Origin of the sequence: Streptomyces europaeiscabiei (genome assembly GCF_036346855.1) — a bacterium.
GTDB classification, from domain to species: Bacteria; Actinomycetota; Actinomycetes; order Streptomycetales; family Streptomycetaceae; genus Streptomyces; species Streptomyces europaeiscabiei.
Genome location: NZ_CP107841.1, coordinates 9,547,255 through 9,563,892 on the forward strand (window position 1 = coordinate 9,547,255; position 16,638 = coordinate 9,563,892).

A 16,638-nucleotide genomic window follows, 5' to 3' on the forward strand; every position below is an offset into this window, starting at 1 on the left:
GACACCATGGGAACCATTGCCGGGGCACGGGCGGAACCGGCCCGGGAAGGACCGGGGCCGGAGGCCTCACCTGCAGTGCTGGAGCGGGAACTGACCGAGGCTGTACTCGCCGGCGCCGCGCGCTCGGACGTACTCCACGCGCTTCGCCGGGCGACCGGTCGGCACGTGCGCCTGTTGTCCGCCGAGGGCGCGCCACTGGCGACCACCGACGGCGGCGCGGGAGTGCCGCCCGCGGCGGCGGACGGCGTGCTCGTGGGAGCGACCGGACCGGTGGTCCACACGCTGGACGGGCTACGGGCCACGGCCCTGCCGGTGCGTGCGGGGACGACCGTGGCCGGTGTGCTGCTGACCGTCGGCCCCGGGGATCCGCGAGTGCGGGCGCTGGCCGGTGCCGCAGTCACCGCGCTGCTCATCGACGCCGTACGCGCGGGGGACGGCTCTGCCGAGGTCTCTTCGCAGCACACACCGGCCGACGTCATCGCCGCGCTGCGGTCAGGGACGGTGAGCCCCGCGGTGTGCACGGCGGCCGCGGGACTGGGGATCGATCTGCGGCGACCGCCGATCGGTGCCGTGCTGCACTACGGCGGCTCCCGCCTGCGTGCCTGGTCCACCGCCCTCACCTGGCTGGAGCACCCGGTGCGGCAGGAGGGGCGCACCGCGTGGACGGTGGTGCCCGACGAGGCCGTGCTCGACCGCCTGCGGAACCGGCTGCGTCTCATGACCGACGACGACTCCGCCGACCACGTCATGGCGGCGAGCGGTTCCCGTCCCGACTCGACCGTAGGCCTGGCCCGGTCCTTCACGGAGGCCGAGAGGCTGCTCGGACTTGGCAGGGCCCGGATGGTCCCGCTGCTCACCTACGACCGCTGCGGGGTCGTCCAGGTACTCCTGCCCCTCCCGCGCCCGCGACTCGAGGCCTACGTCGAGGCGCACCTCGGCCCGATCCGGCAGCGTCCGGAGCTGATGGCGACTCTGCGTGCCTGGCTGGCCGAGAGAGGCAGCCGGCAGAGCGTCTCCGCACAACTCCATCTGCACCGCAACTCGGTGGGCTACCGGGTGCGCCAGATCAAGAGCCTCCTGGGTACCGACCCTCTGCTTCCCGCCGCCTCGGCGCAACTGCACCTGGCGCTCGCGGCCCTGGACCTGCTCGCCGCCGACGACCAGTGGCTGCACGACGACGAGCCGGTGTCGACCGGGCGCTGAGTCGTCACGCGCCGCGGTGTCACGCGCCGCGGTGTCACGCGTCGTGCTGTCACGCGTCGTGCTGTCACGCGTCGCGGTGACGCCTTCCGGTGCGGTCGCCTTCACCTGCCTCCGTACCCTCACCCACCTGCCGCAGCCTGGGCTGTCAGCCCTGTGAATGGGCGATACACCAATGAAACCAAGATGTTCCCCGGGAGCGTTGACACCACCGGTCGGCGGGGGCAAAGTACCTCGCAATACGTTCCACCACCTCGCAATGCGAGACGGACGAGGGAAGGAGGCAGTGCGGTGCGAGCCATGGTGCAGACAGATTTCGGCGGACCCGAGGCAGTGTCCCTACGGGATGTCCCCGAGCCGGTCTGCGGACCGCGCGACGTTCTCGTCGAGGTCGTGTACTGCGGGCTGAACCGCCTGGACCTGCTGCAGCGCAAGGGGCCGGGCCTGGTCCCCGGCTTCCGGCTTCCGCACGTGCCGGGCATGGACTTCGCCGGGACGGTGGTGGCGACCGGTTCCGCGGTCGGCTCGGTCGTCCCCGGTGACCGGGTCGTCGCGGACCCCACCCAGGGGTGCGGCAGTTGCTCCCGGTGCGCGGTGGGCGATCGTGCGTACTGCTCGAGCCCCCGGATCCTCGGCGGCAACGCCCCAGGCGCCCTGGCCGACTACGTACTGGCCTCCGCGGAATCGATAGTGCAGGTCCCCGACTCCTTGCCGCTCGCGGCGGCCGTCACCCTGCCGACCGCCGCCCCGACGGCGTGGCACGCGGTGCACTCGGTCGGGGCACTCGCCGCGGGCGAGACCCTCGTCGTGCACGCCGGCGCCGGCGCCGTGAGCCTGGCGGCCATCGCGCTGGCCAAGCGGGCCGGTGCCTCGGTCGTCGCGTTCGCCGGCAGCGAGGCGAAGCGGGACGCGGCCCGCACCGCCGGTGCCGACCTGGTGCTGCCCAACGGGGACCCCGACGCGGCGAAAGCGGTGTCGGTCTTCACCGGTGGCGCCGGAGCGGATCTGGTCCTGGACCACGTCGGCACCCACACCTGGCGCACCTCACTGGACTGCCTGGGCATCCGCGGGCGTCTGCTCCTGATGGGCAACACCAGTGGCGACCAGGTCTCGTTCTCGCTCCAGGAGGTCTTCCACCGCGGCCTGAAACTGCTGGGCACCGGCGGCTACACCTCGGCGGACTTCGTCGCGGCCACCGCGGCCTGCTTCGCCGACGGCCTGCACCTGCCCACCGCCGCCCGGTTCCCGCTCGAGGACCTGGCCGACGCCTGGGACGTGCTCGCCGACCGCGAGACGATCGGCAAGGTCGTGATCGAGCCATGACCGACCTTCTGATCGTGGGTGGCGACGTCGTCACGATGGACCCCGCTCGACGCGTCCTCACCGGCGCGACGGTCGCCGTGTCCGGGGACAGCATCGCCGCACTCGGCACGGCGGAGGATCTGCGCGCCCGCTTCCCGGGCGCGCGAGAGATCGACGCGTCGGGCTGTGTCGTGATTCCGGGCCTGGTCAACGCACACCAGCACACCACCGTCGACCCCCTCGTGCGCAGCACGATCCCGGACCACATCGGTTCGCAGGAGTCGATCTTCGACTGGATCGTCCCGCTGCACGCCCACGCCGACGGTGACGACGACGAACTGGCCGCGACCATCACCGCGATCGACTGCCTGTCCCGGGGCGTCACCACGGTGCTGGAACCCGGCACGGTGGCCTACCCGGAACGAGTTGCCGCCGGACTCGGCACGGCGGGCGTCCGCGCGCGGGTCGGCGGCTGGGGCTGGGACGCCGAGGGCGTGCCGTTCGGCGCGCCCGCCGACGAGGTGCTCGCCCGGCAGGAGGACATCGTCCGGTCCCTGCCGGTCACGGGGCCGGTCACCGGCTGGGTGACGCTCGTCGGCCACGACCTGGCGAGCGACGAGCTGTTCGCCGGTGCGGCGAGCCTGGCCGAGCGGCTCGATGTCGGGGTCACCTGGCACATCTCGCCGGGACCCGCCGACATCGAGGCGTACGCCCTGCGCTGCGCGCGCCGGCCGGTGGTCCACTTCCGCGAGCTGGGAGTACTCGGCCCACGCCTGCTGCTGGGGCACGCCGTGTGGCTCGACGACGCGGAGGTCGACGCCATCGTCGAGACCGGAACCGCGGTCGCCGCCTGCCCGGGGGCCTACCTGCGTCTCGCCCAGGGGTACACACGCGCATCCCGCCACGCCGAACTGGTGCGGCGGGGCGGCAGGGTCGCCCTGGGCTGCGACGCGCACAACGCCGGAGACGGTCCGGACATCCTCCTCGCCGCCTATCTGTTCGCCGCTCTCGAACGCGACCGTGATCTGCCCGACCCGGTCCGTGCCGAGCAGGCGTTCGCCCTCGCGACGATCGACGGCGCCCGGGCGATCGGTCTCGGCGAACGCATCGGCTCCCTCGAAGTGGGCAAGGCGGCCGACATCGTCGTGCTCGACGCCCGCGACCCCGCCTGGGTGCCCCGGGGCGACCTCGCCCGCCAGCTCGTATGGGGCCATGTGTCGCGCACCGTCCGAGACGTGCTGGTCGACGGCCGCGTGGTCGTCCGCGACCGGCGACCGACCGGCGTCGACCTCGCGGCCGTCGCCGCGGCCGCCGCCGAACGATCCGCCGCCCTCCTCAGGCGCGCCGGCATCACGCCCCGCCCCACCTGGCCCACGGAGCCGGCGGCCGACCGGTAAGGAGACCCGCCGTTGAACGTCATCGACAAGTCCGGGCTTCCACCGGCGAAGAATCAGGGCCAGCCGTCGCGACCGAAGGCCGCCGGCCCGGCCGACACGACCCATCCGACGCGACCGCGACACCGGGGTCGACGCCACGCCGTACGGCTGCCGCGCACAGGTCAGCGAGGGCCGCCGTCGAGCACGGTCATTTCATCGGCGCCCGGCGGCCGGACACCCCGGAGCCGAAGGACGCCCGGCTCGACACCGAGCACACCGCCGCGTTCGTAGCGAACGTCACGACCGGCGAGATTCCCCGGCACATCGAGGCGCAGGCACTCGCAGACCCACCGTGCGTCAGCACATGGCCGTCGCCGACCGGCGAACCCGCCCGCGCAGATCCCCGACACACCTGTCGTCGGCCTACATCCCAGCTCTGTGGAGTGCCGCGCGCACGAGGCGAAGAACGCGGCGACCACAGACCCTGCTTCCCGGACGCGGACATCGCGCTCGCGGAGGCGTCAGCATCACCACCGACCTTCGATCACGTCCGCTCGTGGCCGCATCGACCCCACCCGGGTCCGAGCGGTCGGGCGGATGGTCTCCCGCGGTTCGTCGCCGCGGGTGAGGGGCCCTCTCCCACCAGGACCGTGTCTCCTGCGCCGAACTCGACCGGCCCGTCAGCCCCGGCGACTGACCATCAGCCCCGGCGACTGACCGCCACCTCCGAAGTGACCACCGCCTCCGAGAGGCGGTGCCACCCAGCGAACGGAAGCACACAGATGACCACAAGAAGCATGCTCTGGCGTCGTCGGGCCGCGGCCGGCCTCGGCCTCGCAGGAGCGCTCGCGCTCACCGGCTGCGCAGGCAACGCGGCGACGGCGTCCAAAGCGACCCCGGCGGCGAGCGGCGGCAGCGACGCCCGCCTCAAGGAGCCCGACGTCAACGGCGACGGCAAGGTCGTCGTCGGTGTCCTCAGCCCCGGCGACATCAATGACCACGGTTACTACCAGAGCTTCGTCGACTCGGCGGAGGCCTTCGCCGAGAAAAAGGGCTGGACGATCATCAAGCGCGGCAGTGTGGCCCCGAGCGACGCGCTCACCGCGGCCCGCGCGATGTGCCAGCAGAACGTCGACATGGTCGCGCTCGGAGCGAGCGAGCTCAAGACCGCGACCCCCGCCTCCGAGGAACCGGTCTGCGGCAAGACGGTCTGGTACCTGCCGTCGTCGTCGGACACCGACGTCCACCCCCGGGTCCTGCTGTCCGCCGACGACCCCAACCAGTCCCTGCTCGCCGCCGGCTACGCCGCGGGCCTGAAGATGAAGGCGGCCGGCTACACCAAGGCCGGGTTCATCACCGGCAACAAGGCCGGCTTCAGCGTCAACGCCGCCACGGCGTTCCTGGCCGGGATCCGGGAGGTCGTCCCGAAGGCCACCATGACGAGCACCTACACCGGCGACTTCAACGACTCGGCCAAGGCCAAGGAAGCCACCCAGGCACAGATCAGCCAGGGCATCAAGGTGATCTACCCCTACCTCGGCGGAGCGACCGACGCCGCGGCGCAGATGGCGAACGAAGGCGGCGCGTTGACCCTCACACCGGGTACCGACCGGTGCGACTCGACCAGCCCGAAGTACGACATATCGGTGATCTTCAGCCCTGGTGACTACTTCCGCGCAGCGCTGGAGGAGTTCGCCAAGGACAACCTCAAGATGGGCACGACGCGTGTGTGGAAGCTGGGCGTCGACCCCTACCCGAGCGTCAAGATCTGCCGGCCCGAGGGTGACGAGGCACAGCGGCTCGACCAGTTCATGAAGAAGATCGGCACCGACAAGATCGATCCGGCGGCCGAGGTCAAGCGCCTCGGCTGACGCGCCGACAGCGACGAGGAAGATCAGCAATGACACCGACGACCTCAGCGGTTCCGATTCTCGAGCTGCGCGGCATCACGAAGTCATACGGATCCGTCAAGGCCTGCGCCGGCGTGGACCTCAAGGTCGACGCCGGCGAGATCCACGGACTCCTTGGTGAGAACGGGGCAGGCAAGTCCAGCCTCATGAAGGTCCTGCTCGGGCTGGTCCGGCGCGATGCCGGCACCGTCCTGGTGCGCGGGGAGGAGGTCGCGCTGGACAGCCCGCAGGAAGCGGCCGAGCTGGGCATCGGCATGGTGCACCAGCATTTCAGCCTCATCAACGGGCTCACCGTGTGGGAGAACGTGGCGCTCGGCGACAACGGCAAGGTGAACAAGCAGGCCATCTGCGCCGACATCGCCGAGGTCTCCGCCCGGTACGGGCTGCCCATCGACCCCGACGCACGCGTCGGCACTCTCTCGGCCGGTGAGCGGCAGCGGGTCGAGGTGGTCAAGTGCCTGCGGCGCAACCCTCAGATCCTGATCCTGGACGAGCCCACCTCGGTGCTGACCCAGGCCGAGTCGGAGGAACTGTTCGCCGTGCTCGGCCGGGTGGTGCAGGAGGAGGGGCGTGCGGTCATCCTCATCAGCCACAAGCTCGCCGAGATCACCCGGGCCACCGACCGGGTGACGGTGCTGCGCAAGGGCTGTATCGCCTTCCGGGCGGTCACCGCCGACACCACTCCCCAACTGCTCGCCCGGCAGATGGTGGGCCGGGAGGTGTCCCTGGGAGAGGAGGCCGCCGCCCTCGGCCTGGTGCCGACCGGCGAGAGGCGCAAGGGCGGGGGCGTCGGCTCCGAGGGGCAACCGCCCGTCCTTCGCCTCGCCGGACTCACCGTCGAGCAAGGCGGGGTCAGGCTCCTCGCGGACGTCGACCTGACCGTGGGCCCGGGCGAGATCGTCGCCCTCTACGGCGTCGAGGGCAACGGCCAGGCGACCCTCGGTGACGTCCTCGCCGGGCTGATCCCACCGACCGCGGGCACCGTCGAGGTCACCGGGATCAGGGTCGACGTGACCCGGCCCGGCGCGCTCTCGAAGGCCGGTCTGGGCATCGTGCCGGAGGACAGGCACCACAGCGGCGTCGTCCTCGACATGAGCGTCGCCGAGAACCTGACGATGAAGTCGCTCGACAAGGTCAGCGGCCGGTTCCTGCTGCGGCGGCGCGCCATGCTCGCCGAGGCCCGTCGCCTCGCGGACGAGTTCAACATCGTCACACCGTCGCTGGACGCACCCGTGCGCAGCCTGTCCGGCGGCAACCAGCAGCGGGTCGTCCTCGCCCGGGAACTGTCCGGTGACACCCGGGTCCTGGTGGCCGCGCAGCCCACTCACGGCCTCGACGTCGGTGCCATCGAGGACATGTACGCCCGACTGCGCGCAGCGGCCGCCGAGGGAGTCGGAGTGCTGCTCATCTCCACCGAATTCGAGGAAGTCATGGCCCTTGCAACCCGGATCACGGTGATCTCGTCGGGGCGGATCACCGGAGCACTCCCCGTCTCCGAGGCGACCTCCGAACGGATCGGCATGCTGGTCGGCGGTGAGGCCGCATGAGCGCCGCCTCACTGACGGATCCGGACGACCTCGGCCGGCGCCTCCTCACCCGGCTCCGACCAGCGCGCCGTGACTGGATGACGGCGGGCCTCACACTCGCGCTCATCGGTGTCGCGGGCGGCGTGTCCGCGCTGCTGCTCACGCTGACCGGTGCCTCACCGAGCGCTTCGTTGACCGCGATATGGACCGGGTCCCTCTCCAACGCCACCGGCTGGACGACGACGCTGCTCAACACGGCGCCTCTGCTGCTGGTCGCGGTCGGTGCGTGTGTCTGCGCGTCCGCCGGCACGTTCAACATCGGCCAGGAGGGGCAGGTGCTCATCGGCGGCCTGGCCGGAGCCTGGGTGGGGCTGCGCCTGGCCATGCCCGGCCCGATGCTGGTCGCCGTGGTACTGGTGGCCGCCGCGGTCGGCGGTGCCGCCTGGGCCGCGCTCAGCGCCCTGATGCTGCGCTTCCGTGGTGTCAACGTCCCGGTGAGCACGCTGCTGATGACGTTCCTCGCGATCCAACTCGTCACCTTCGCGGTCAGCACGCCGTCGGTCCTGCAGGAGAGCGTGCAGGGCGCCGGGGACATCGCCGACGCGCAGTCCAACGCCCTGCCGGCCAACGCCCAGCTCGCCGGTTTCGGGCACTACCCCTCGCTCCAGCTGAACACGGGCCTGTTCCTCGCGCTCGTCGCCACGCTCGCGGTCGCCCTTCTCCTGAGCCGCAGCCGGTGGGGCTTCAAGGTGCGCATGGTCGGACTGAACCCGCACACCGCCCAGCACGCCGGTGTCCGGGTGGCCGCGCTCGGCGGTCTCACCCTGGCACTGTCGGGCGCCTTCGCGGGACTGGCCGGAGGGCTGCTGCTGGCCAGTCCGGTCAGCACCAACCGGCTGCAGGCCGGGCTCTCGGACAACGTCGGCTGGGACGGCCTGCTCGTGGCGCTCGTCGCGCGCAACCGGCCCATGGCCGCGATCCCGGTGTCGTTCGTGTTCGCCGTGCTGCGTGCGGGCGGCGATTTCCTCTCGGCCACAGGCGTGCCGTCGTATCTCGTCGACATCGTCAAGGCGTTGCTCGTCCTCGCCTTCGTCGCACCGCCCGTCCTCGTCGACCTCTTCCACGGGCGTCGCGGTGCCATACCGCGGGCGGCGCCCGCCGTTTCCGTTGTCCCGGCCAAGACGGAGGCAGCCGCGTGAGCGTTCTGGACAGCACCACGACCATTCTCGCGAGCGGCGTCCGGCTGACCGTGCCGTTGGCCTTCGCCGCCTGCGGTGAGTACCTGGCCGAGCGCGCCGGCGCGATGAACATCTCCGTCGAGGCAATGATGCTCAGCGCCGCGTTCACCTCGGTCGCCACCGCCAGCGCGACCGGCAGCGCCACCGTCGGCCTCATGGCCGGCGTCATGACCGGCGTCGTCGTCGGTTTCGTGCACGGCAACCTCTCCCACCGGGCCCAGATCAACACCTTCGTCGTCGGCCTCGTGCTGAACGCGCTGGTGCTCGGGCTGACGAGCTACCTGATCACGACCGAGCAGTTCGCCTCGCACCAGGTCGGGGTGGTGTCGATCCCGCTGCTCGAGGACATCCCGCTCATCGGCAAGCCGCTGTTCTCCGAACGCTGGCCCGCCTATCTCCTGATTCTGGTGGTGCCGCTGACCTGGTTGTTGGTGGAGCGCAGCCGTTGGGGCCTGGAACTCCGGGCGGTGGGGGAGAACCCGCAGGCCGCCGACGTCACGGGCATCAAGGTGAACGTACGCCGGAGGCAGGCCCTGCTGTGGTGCGGCGCGCTGGCCGGCCTCGGTGGCGCGTACCTCGCGGTCGGCGAGGTCGGATCGTTCAACCAGAACATGACCGCCGGACGCGGCTACCTCGTCATCGCCGCGGTGATCTTCGGGGCCTGGCGGCTCGGCCGGACCATGCTCGGCTGCCTGGTGTTCGGCCTCTCCGACGCGATGCGCCTGGCGCTCCCCGCGCTCGGTGTCACCCTCAACGCCCAACTGCTCGTCGCGGCCCCGTATCTGCTCGCGCTCCTCGCCATGCTGCTGTTCACCACCCAGCACCGAGAACCCGCGGCGCTCGGCCGACCCTTCGTGCGCGGGTCGACCTGACCGGCTCGGTCCGAAGAAGGCCCCGTCGGCCACACCGGGTGCAGGCCCCCGTACGTCCAGTACGAGGGCCTGCACGGGCATGCCGAGAGCACCTGTCGCATGCCCTCCACGACCGGCCTGCGCGGCTGTCCAGGCGCACGGCCGCGCCATGACGAGCACCACCGTCCGAACCCACTCCGTCCGGACGGGTGCACCACTCGGCGGACGCCGGTCCCGCGACGGGCCGGCGTCCGCCGTGGCACAGCGGTGTCAGCGGCGGCGGAGCGCCGCGGTCTCCAGCGCCGGAGGCGTATGGCCGATGTCGCGTGGGTTGAGCACACTGCCCGGCGCGACGAGTTCGTCGATCCGGTCCAGTGCCTCGGCCGACAGGGGCCGGTCCACTGCGGTGAGCTGCGTCAGGAGCTGGTCATGGGTGCGCGGGCCCATGAGGGCCGAGGTGACGCCGGGATGGGCGAGTACGAACCGCAGCGCCAGCTCGACGAGTGTGCAGTTCTCGTCGGCGGCGAGGCGCACGAGTTCCTCGACGACCGCAAGCTTGCGCTCGCGTATCCGCTCGTCGGCGTAGTCGAAGTGGTCACCGTGGGTCCGCGCGCGCGAGTCTCCCGCCGGTTCGGAGCCGGCCCGGTACTTGCCCGTCAGCCAGCCGCCGCTCAGCGGGCTCCACACCATGACCCCCATACGGTGCCGTTGCGCGGTGGGCAGGGCTGCGGCCTCCGCGTGCCGGGCCAGGACCGAGTACGACAGCTGTTCCACGGTGAACCGCTCGCGGCCGGCTCGCCGTGCCGCCCACTGCGCCTCCACGATCTCCTCTGCCGGGAAGCTCGAGGTCCCGATCGCCCGCACCTTGCCCGCCCGCACCAGGTCGCTCAGCGCACCGAGCGTCTCCTCGATGCCGGTCCGGGGGTCGGGACGGTGGACGAGATACACATCGAGGTGGTCCGTCCGCAGCCGTCGCAGGCTGTCCTCCACGGCACGCGTGATCCAGAGCCTGGAGTTGCCGCGCCGGTTGCGGTCGAGAGGCCTTCCGGGCATCTGGTTGTGGAACTTCGACACGAGTACGACGTCGTCGCGGCGTCCCTTCAGCGCGCGGCCGAGGATCTCCTCGGACTCGCCGAAGGCGTACACGTCAGCCGTATCGACGAAGTTGACCCCCGCGTCCAGCGCCGTCGACACGATGCGGTGGCACTCCGCCTCGTCGGTGTTGCCCCAGGCCCCGAACATCATCGACCCGAGGCAGAGCTCGCTCACCTCGATGCCCGTCCCACCCAGAATCCGGTAGCGCACGTCTGCTCCTCAGCTCCCCGGCGACATCCGTCGCCGTCATGCCGCAGGCTTCCACCGCGGCGGGCGCGGAACCGATGTCGCGCGGGGTCAGTGTTCTCGATGTACGTGTTGTGTCCGCAGCACATCGACCTTCGGGTGGCCGCAGACCTAGGCTCGAGGAAAACCGCACCACTCCCTGGAGGTACCGTGACTACCGGTCTCACCTCGGCCCGCTGGACTCACGTCGCGCTGCCGACCGGCGATCTTGACAAGGCGATCGAGTTCTACACCTCGCTGACTCCCCTGGTCGTCGTCGAGCGCTTCAAGGACGCCGACGGCGAAAGCGTCTGGCTCTCCAACGACAAGCAGGCCGAGACGCCCTTCGTGCTCGTCCTGGTGTCGTTCAACAAGGACAGGGGCACCCAGCAGGGCCTGCTGCACCCGTTCGCGCACATCGGCATCGAGGTGCCGGAGCGCGGGGACGTCGACGCGCTCGCGGACAGGGCCCGCGAACTGGGCTGTCTGCACTGGGAGCCCCGGCAGATGCCCGACCCCATCGGCTACATCTGCGCCCTGAAGGACCCCGACGGCAACGTCGTCGAGATCTCCCACGACCAGCGTGTCTTCGACACGGTCCGGCAGAAGTGGGGTTCGTCCTGAAAGAAACCCGCGCCGCGATCGAGGCATACCTGGCGGCGTTGAACGCCCATGACGCCGACGCCGTGGCCGCCTGCGTGGCCGAGCACTTCGTCAACGAACACACGTCGTCGATGGGGCAGAGCCGCAGCGGCCGGGCCGCGTACCGCGCCGCGCTGACCGGGTTCCTCGAGAACTTCGTGGACCTGCACTACGCGCCCGAGCGCTTTCTCGTCGACGGCGAGTCGGCCGCGGTGCCGTACGTCATGACGTTCCGTATGCGCTCGGCGGCCGACCGCCCCGTGCGCATCCGAGGGGTCTTCGTGTTCACCGTCGCCGGCGGTCTCATCACGCGGCGCACGGATTACTGGGACAGCGGCGAGGTGCGGCGACAGCTCGCGTGACCCCCCGGCCGACAGGCCCGGAATCGGCCCCCGCACCCGGCAGCCTCCCCCTGTGACACCCCGCCCGCTTCTCTGCGGACGGGGTGTCTGTGTTTTTCCGGACCGCCTGCGTGCACCCGCGACCGTAGGCAGCCCTGTCGCGGCAGTCGCGTCAAAGGTGCGGTGTGGACTCGGCCCACACCGCACCCATGGTCGCGGAGCCGACCCACTGACTGGTTGATGTCGGCGGGCAGGGCGCGACGTCCCCGAGTAGCGTCACCCATGGCTGAAGGGCGGGGGTCTGGGGACCAGACCCCCGCCCTTCAGCGCGCCGCGACCGCTCGGGCCGATCAGGCTGATGAACGTCCCGCGAGGTCTTCGTCGGGGCCGTGGAGGGCCGAGGGGGGCGAGGCCGTCCAGGCGGTCATGACGGGTCCTTTCCGGCCGGCTGCAGTGCGGTCGGCTCCAGCGGGTTCAGCGTGTGGAACCGGCGTCCTTGATAGGTGAGTGGCTCTCCTCCGCCGACCACCACACCGGCCACCTCGATCAGGATGATCGTGTGGTCGCCGGCGGTGAGGCGCTGGTGCACGACGCCCTCGAGCGACACCGTGGCGCCGTCGAGCAGGGGCGGACCGAGCTCGCCCGGACTGAAGCGCGCCACAGCGAACCTGTCGACGCCGGCTGTCGCGAACGCCTGCGCCACCGGGTGCTGGTCGACCGCCAGGACGTTGACGGCGACCGACTCGGCCTGACTGAAGACCGGGTGGACGTCTGCGGTGTCGGCCAGACAGACCGAAATCAGCGGCGGGTCCATCGACACGCTGGTCACCGAGTTGGCGGTGAAGCCGTACCGCTGCCCGTCCACTTCGGTGGTGACTACACAGACAGACGTGACCATCGAGGACAGACCGTCGCGGTACGCCTGCGGGTCGTGGTGGGTGCCCGGCCGGCGCGTGACGGCCTGACCCGTGGAGGTGGCGGGCATGTCAGACCACCGCCGTCTCGGCGGCACACTCCGGCGCGCCGTCGGTCGGTGGCTCGGTGGCTCGGTGGATGGCGCCGGGCGTTCCGAACGCATCGCAGCCGACGGCGTTCCGGGACGGTCGTCGTGTCGCGGGATTCGGCAGGGAGGTCGGCCCGGGGGCCAACGGGGAGAAAGCGGATCTCATCATGTCTTGCCTTTGTTGAGGGATGCCCCGACGCTAGGATGGGGTGTCTCGTATGTCAACACGCCATCTCGCATTGGTTGCTGCGGGTGAGGTCCGAGGCGTCGGCAAGGTTGTTCTCGTCGGCGACGCAGGCCCTCACCGGTGGTGCGGAGGGAAGGGCGCGAGCTCGCGCCAGAAGGGCAACGGCTACCGCGTGCCGGTGTGTTGTGTGGCGGCCGGAGGATGCCGGGCTGCCGGTCTTTTCGACGAGCGCTTCGAAGGCCTCTTCGATCAGTCGCTGGGCCAATGCGTGGGGCCCAGGGGGCTCCTGAGGGCGAGGCGTCCATGGCATCGGTCTTCGCTCGCCCGGGGCGGAGAGCGGTGATCTCCCCATCGCGAGTCTCGACCGCTCGGCCGCCCGCTACCGACATCATTCGCAGTGCTTCGGCCTTCAGGCCGGGGATGTAGTGCATCTTGTGGCTGCGGCGCGGAGCGTCGCGGTGTCGTTCCGGCGGAGCCGGACCGGGACCGGGACACCAATGCCGCGATCAACGTGAAGACGGCCGCCGGACTGGCGGTATCGGCCTGCGGAGCGCCGGTAAGACCAGAATCCCATCTGGCGCAGCGCGAAGAAACAGGAAGCCACGGATTCCCGACCGGAAGCCGTGCCGCGTCGCGGCACAGCGACCAGTCGAGGAAGGCCAGAATCCTCGCCCTTCAGGGCGAGGAGCATGTCAGTGCGACACTCCCTCGGACGCGTGCGCACCGGGCAGTTCCCGGGAGGGCTGCGGTCCACCGCGGGAGCGCTGCCACCAGTCGCGCATGCCCCACAGGACGAGCGCGCCGTAGATGACGTAGACGAAGCCGGAGAAGGCGTAGCCGTTGACGAAGGTCAGCGGGACGCCGACCAGGTCGACCAGCAGCCAGGCGAACCAGAACTCGACCATGCCGCGCGCCTGGGCGTACATCGCGACGACCGTGCCGACGAAGATGTAGGCGTCCGGCCATGGGTCCCAGGACAGGGTCGGGTAGGCCTTGAACAGCAGGGCCACCGCGACCGTGCCGACGGTGACGGCGCCGACCATCGCCGCACGCTCGCGCCAGGTGGCGAACCGCGGGGTGATCTGGCCGTTTCCGGAGCGGCCCTGGTCGCGGTTCCACCGCCACCAGCCGTACAGGGCCACGGTCATGACGACGGCCTGCTTGCCGGCGCTGCCGGTCAGGTGGCCGAAGAAGGCACCGAAGAGGATGAGGCCGGACAGGAACTGCACGGGCCAGGTCCACAGGGAGCGGCGCCAGCCGAGGGCGAGGGCGGCCAGGCCGAGGATGTTGCCAATCATGTCCGACCACAGAATGTGCTGGCCGAACACGACGAACGCCTCGGAGTTCAGCCCGTTCATCGGGCGGCCGGGCCGGTTTCAGGCGAGTGAAGCGCGAACCTGCCGTCCGGCAGGTCGTCGGATATCGGGTTTCGGGAGCGATCCATACGCCACAGCTTCAGGCCCCTTTGCCCGTATTGTCTAGAGCCGAACCCCATAAGACCTGCCTCGCGGGAAGGGGTGATCACGCCAAGAGTGTGAGCGCGCATGGATCAGGCCGGGTGCGCGGCTGGGGCCGACTGAGTGACCCGAGGCGTGCGACTGGGCCACGGTGGGCGAGGTGGGCGCGCTTGGCGGAAGGGTGACACCTGCGCCAGGGTGGGCAGGTTCTCCAGCGTGCCCAGCAGTAGGACCCCGAGCGGCGCCCCGGCCAGGGATCCCTTGCCGCCGTTCAGGCTGCGTCGGCAGGTCCGGCGACCCAGTACACCGTCCGGTGCTGCCCGGAGAGCGTACCGAGGGCCTCGAGGTCCATCGGCTCCGCAGTCTCGGGGACGCTGCCCCGCAGGCGCAGCGCGCCCTGCTGGACCGGCAGGAAGTCCGTGTTGATCTCCCGGACCAGGGCCGCCGACATCATGTCCGCACGGACGCAGAACGTGTAGTCCTTACGGTCCCGGCTGATCTTGATGCCGAATGTACGGAGCGGCAACCGCTCGGGGTCGACACGCTCGTAGTGGACACGGAACTCCGGCGGGGTGGCCGTCAGTTCGGGCTGCAGCACGTACAGGTTCGAGTGCGCCAGGTGCCGACAGAACTCGTCCAACTCCCGAAGCAGTGTGGGGTGTACGTGCCTGGCGAGGAGGAGGTGATCGCTGCGGATGCCATTCGGCGCAGGAGTCCAGCGGGCTTGCACGAGATGCGAGTCCGGAAGTGCGTCAGCTATCTGCCAGAAAGTTCTGAATCGAGGCATGTGCTTCAGACTGCTCCGATTGCAGCAGTATGTCCAGTATTGGGCCGTCACCGCAGACGGCTCGCACATGAAATGCCGCCATGACCCACCTGACGTCCCGGATGGTGCAGCGGATGATTGTTTCGCCGGTCCGATCCCGCCTTCGGTGGCTCGCTCCCGGGGGACTACTTGTTCAGGCCTGTCGCCGTGCAGTCGGCTGCGAGTTGGGGCGTGCAGATGTCGGACGCTCTGTACATGCCGTCCCTGATCACCGTGTCCTTGATGTTGTCCTTCGTCAGGGCCTCGACCGACACGAGATGCGCGGGGATGCCCTTGCGGGTGGGGCTGTCGACCCTGTCGCCTGTGAGAGCGTCGAACTCTATGTCTCTGCCCTGGGCCTTCGCCACGGCCATCGCCGCAGCGTTCTCGGCCTCCTGCGGGTACGGCTTGTACACGCTCATGTACTGCTCACCGGTGACGATCCGCCGCACCGCCGAGAGCTCGGCGTCCTGCCCGGTGATCGGTGGCAGGTCGGTTATGCCTGCGGCCTTCAGTGCCCTGATGATGCCGCCCGCCAGGCCGTCGTTGGCGGCGTAGACGGCCTTGATGTCGCTCTTGCCGATTTCGTTGATCGCCTCGGTCATGTTCTTCTCGGCGTTCTGCGGCTTCCAGTCCTTGACGTCGAACGACTTGGCGATCGTCACCTTGCCGTCGAGTGCGAGGAGCGCGCCCGCCTTGAACTGCTGGGCGTTGGGGTCGGTGGGGGAACCGTTCATCATGACGATCTTGTCGTGGACGCCGACGCCCTCGCCGAGGGCCTTCAGCAGGGAGCGGCCCTGCACCTCGCCGACGAGCCCGTTGTCGAAGGTGATGTACGCGTCGATCGGGCCCTCGGCCAGCCGGTCGTAGGCGATGACCGCGATACCGGCCTTCTTGGCCTTGCTCACCCCGCCGGCGGTGGCGTGGGTGTCGACGGGGTCCAACAGGATCACGTCGACCCGTTCGTCGATCATCTGCTGCAGTTGTCGTGTCTGCTCGGCCGCGTCCGCCTCGGCGTTGGCGTACCGGACCCGGCCCTGGCCGTGGGTGAGGGACGCGACCTTCGCCTTGATGACGGGGTAGTGGAACTGCTCGTACTGGGGATTCGACTTTTCGGGCAGCAGTAGCCCCACGGTGATGTCGTCGCCTTTGGTCGGGCTCGCGTCGCCGCTGCTTCCCGCCGCGTTGAGCCCGCCGCAGCCGACGAGCGAAACGGAGAGCGTTGTGGTGGCTGCGGACATGGCGATACGACGCATCGGTAGCTCACTTCAGGCGCGATTCGGACGTGGGCGCCGCGTTGCAGCCCACCTGACTGAAAAGCCGACACGGAGGTGTCCTCGGCGTCGAGCGGGCCTACTGTACGAGATGAGAGATGGTATCTCGCAATATGTCTGCTGTCGGGGCGACGGAAAGGCGTGGCGGCAGCCCGCGTGATGCCGCGACCGACACCCTCGAGTGGCTCCCGCGCCCGCACCTGAGT

Annotated in this window: 14 protein-coding genes and 1 pseudogene; 9 read left to right on the plus strand and 6 right to left on the minus strand. The window is 70.3% G+C overall.

The genetic code is table 11. From position 1 onward, the window contains the following. The first annotated feature begins 6 nt into the window (after positions 1 to 6). From OG858_RS41455 to OG858_RS41485, 7 genes are all read left to right on the plus strand, one after another. Positions 7 to 1,203: a PucR family transcriptional regulator gene (locus OG858_RS41455; protein WP_086750561.1), complete on the plus strand. Its 1,197-nt coding sequence runs from the start codon at positions 7 to 9 to the stop codon at positions 1,201 to 1,203. A 297-nt stretch (positions 1,204 to 1,500) separates the two neighbouring features. Continuing rightward, complete coding sequence (locus tag OG858_RS41460) at positions 1,501 to 2,523, plus strand: quinone oxidoreductase family protein (RefSeq protein WP_179201238.1); 1,023 nt, start codon at positions 1,501 to 1,503, stop codon at positions 2,521 to 2,523. Next, positions 2,520 to 3,899 (plus strand): amidohydrolase family protein, encoded by a 1,380-nt coding sequence (locus OG858_RS41465; RefSeq protein ID WP_319065444.1) that lies wholly within the window; start codon positions 2,520 to 2,522, stop codon positions 3,897 to 3,899. The genes OG858_RS41460 and OG858_RS41465 overlap by 4 nt, the downstream gene beginning before the upstream one ends. Positions 3,900 to 4,660: 761 nt before the next feature. Next, a complete protein-coding gene (locus OG858_RS41470; protein WP_086751204.1) occupies positions 4,661 to 5,749 on the plus strand; it encodes a BMP family ABC transporter substrate-binding protein in 1,089 nt (362 codons plus the stop codon). Between the two features lie 29 nt (positions 5,750 to 5,778). Then, entirely contained in the window at positions 5,779 to 7,335 is a 1,557-nt protein-coding gene (locus OG858_RS41475; protein ID WP_086751202.1) for an ABC transporter ATP-binding protein, read from the plus strand. Next, positions 7,332 to 8,513 carry an ABC transporter permease gene (locus OG858_RS41480; RefSeq protein ID WP_218779664.1) on the plus strand — a complete coding sequence of 394 codons (1,182 nt, stop codon included), beginning with the start codon at positions 7,332 to 7,334 and terminating at the stop codon, positions 8,511 to 8,513. The genes OG858_RS41475 and OG858_RS41480 overlap by 4 nt, the downstream gene beginning before the upstream one ends. Further along, complete coding sequence (locus OG858_RS41485; protein ID WP_086751200.1) at positions 8,510 to 9,424, plus strand: ABC transporter permease; 915 nt, start codon at positions 8,510 to 8,512, stop codon at positions 9,422 to 9,424. The genes OG858_RS41480 and OG858_RS41485 overlap by 4 nt, the downstream gene beginning before the upstream one ends. A 249-nt stretch (positions 9,425 to 9,673) precedes the next feature. Here the strand turns inward: OG858_RS41485 and OG858_RS41490 are convergent, their stop codons facing one another. After that, the gene (locus OG858_RS41490; protein WP_086751198.1) at positions 9,674 to 10,708 is read right to left on the minus strand and encodes an aldo/keto reductase; all 1,035 of its coding nucleotides are present in this window, start codon (positions 10,706 to 10,708) and stop codon (positions 9,674 to 9,676) included. A 186-nt stretch (positions 10,709 to 10,894) separates the two neighbouring features. Here OG858_RS41490 and OG858_RS41495 point away from each other — a divergent pair, with 186 nt between their 5' ends. Both OG858_RS41495 and OG858_RS41500 read left to right on the plus strand, forming a co-directional pair. After that, on the plus strand, positions 10,895 to 11,347 hold the full coding sequence (locus OG858_RS41495) for a VOC family protein (RefSeq protein ID WP_328543912.1): 453 nt from the start codon (positions 10,895 to 10,897) through the stop codon (positions 11,345 to 11,347). Further along, positions 11,332 to 11,727 carry a nuclear transport factor 2 family protein gene (locus OG858_RS41500; protein ID WP_218779662.1) on the plus strand — a complete coding sequence of 132 codons (396 nt, stop codon included), beginning with the start codon at positions 11,332 to 11,334 and terminating at the stop codon, positions 11,725 to 11,727. The genes OG858_RS41495 and OG858_RS41500 overlap by 16 nt, the downstream gene beginning before the upstream one ends. 403 nt (positions 11,728 to 12,130) lie before the next feature. On the opposite strand, the gene OG858_RS41505 is transcribed toward OG858_RS41500, so the two are convergent. From OG858_RS41505 to OG858_RS41520, 5 genes and pseudogenes are all read right to left on the minus strand, one after another. Then, positions 12,131 to 12,691 carry a flavin reductase family protein gene (locus OG858_RS41505; RefSeq protein ID WP_179201300.1) on the minus strand — a complete coding sequence of 187 codons (561 nt, stop codon included), beginning with the start codon at positions 12,689 to 12,691 and terminating at the stop codon, positions 12,131 to 12,133. Between the two features lie 897 nt (positions 12,692 to 13,588). Beyond that, positions 13,589 to 14,254: a nicotinamide mononucleotide transporter family protein gene (locus tag OG858_RS41510; RefSeq protein WP_086751195.1), complete on the minus strand. Its 666-nt coding sequence runs from the start codon at positions 14,252 to 14,254 to the stop codon at positions 13,589 to 13,591. A gap of 275 nt (positions 14,255 to 14,529) precedes the next feature. Then, positions 14,530 to 14,631, minus strand: a pseudogene (locus OG858_RS48365) (ABC transporter permease); the annotation flags it as partial. Further along, the gene (locus tag OG858_RS41515; RefSeq protein ID WP_086751193.1) at positions 14,625 to 14,993 is read right to left on the minus strand and encodes a hypothetical protein; all 369 of its coding nucleotides are present in this window, start codon (positions 14,991 to 14,993) and stop codon (positions 14,625 to 14,627) included. The pseudogene OG858_RS48365 and the gene OG858_RS41515, both read right to left, overlap by 7 nt. Positions 14,994 to 15,304: 311 nt before the next feature. Continuing rightward, the gene (locus OG858_RS41520) at positions 15,305 to 16,414 is read right to left on the minus strand and encodes a sugar ABC transporter substrate-binding protein (protein WP_086751192.1); all 1,110 of its coding nucleotides are present in this window, start codon (positions 16,412 to 16,414) and stop codon (positions 15,305 to 15,307) included. Between the last annotated feature and the right edge of the window lie 224 nt (positions 16,415 to 16,638).

Coding starts and splice junctions, on each gene's coding strand:
- OG858_RS41480 (WP_218779664.1), top strand. CDS start 7,332: ATGAGCGCCGCCTCACTGACGGATCCGGACGACCTCGGCCGGCGCCTC.
- OG858_RS41475 (WP_086751202.1), top strand. CDS start 5,779: ATGACACCGACGACCTCAGCGGTTCCGATTCTCGAGCTGCGCGGCATC.
- OG858_RS41460 (WP_179201238.1), top strand. CDS start 1,501: ATGGTGCAGACAGATTTCGGCGGACCCGAGGCAGTGTCCCTACGGGAT.
- OG858_RS41520 (WP_086751192.1), bottom strand. CDS start 16,414: ATGCGTCGTATCGCCATGTCCGCAGCCACCACAACGCTCTCCGTTTCG.
- OG858_RS41465 (WP_319065444.1), top strand. CDS start 2,520: ATGACCGACCTTCTGATCGTGGGTGGCGACGTCGTCACGATGGACCCC.
- OG858_RS41510 (WP_086751195.1), bottom strand. CDS start 14,254: ATGAACGGGCTGAACTCCGAGGCGTTCGTCGTGTTCGGCCAGCACATT.
- OG858_RS41505 (WP_179201300.1), bottom strand. CDS start 12,691: ATGCCCGCCACCTCCACGGGTCAGGCCGTCACGCGCCGGCCGGGCACC.
- OG858_RS41470 (WP_086751204.1), top strand. CDS start 4,661: ATGACCACAAGAAGCATGCTCTGGCGTCGTCGGGCCGCGGCCGGCCTC.
- OG858_RS41455 (WP_086750561.1), top strand. CDS start 7: ATGGGAACCATTGCCGGGGCACGGGCGGAACCGGCCCGGGAAGGACCG.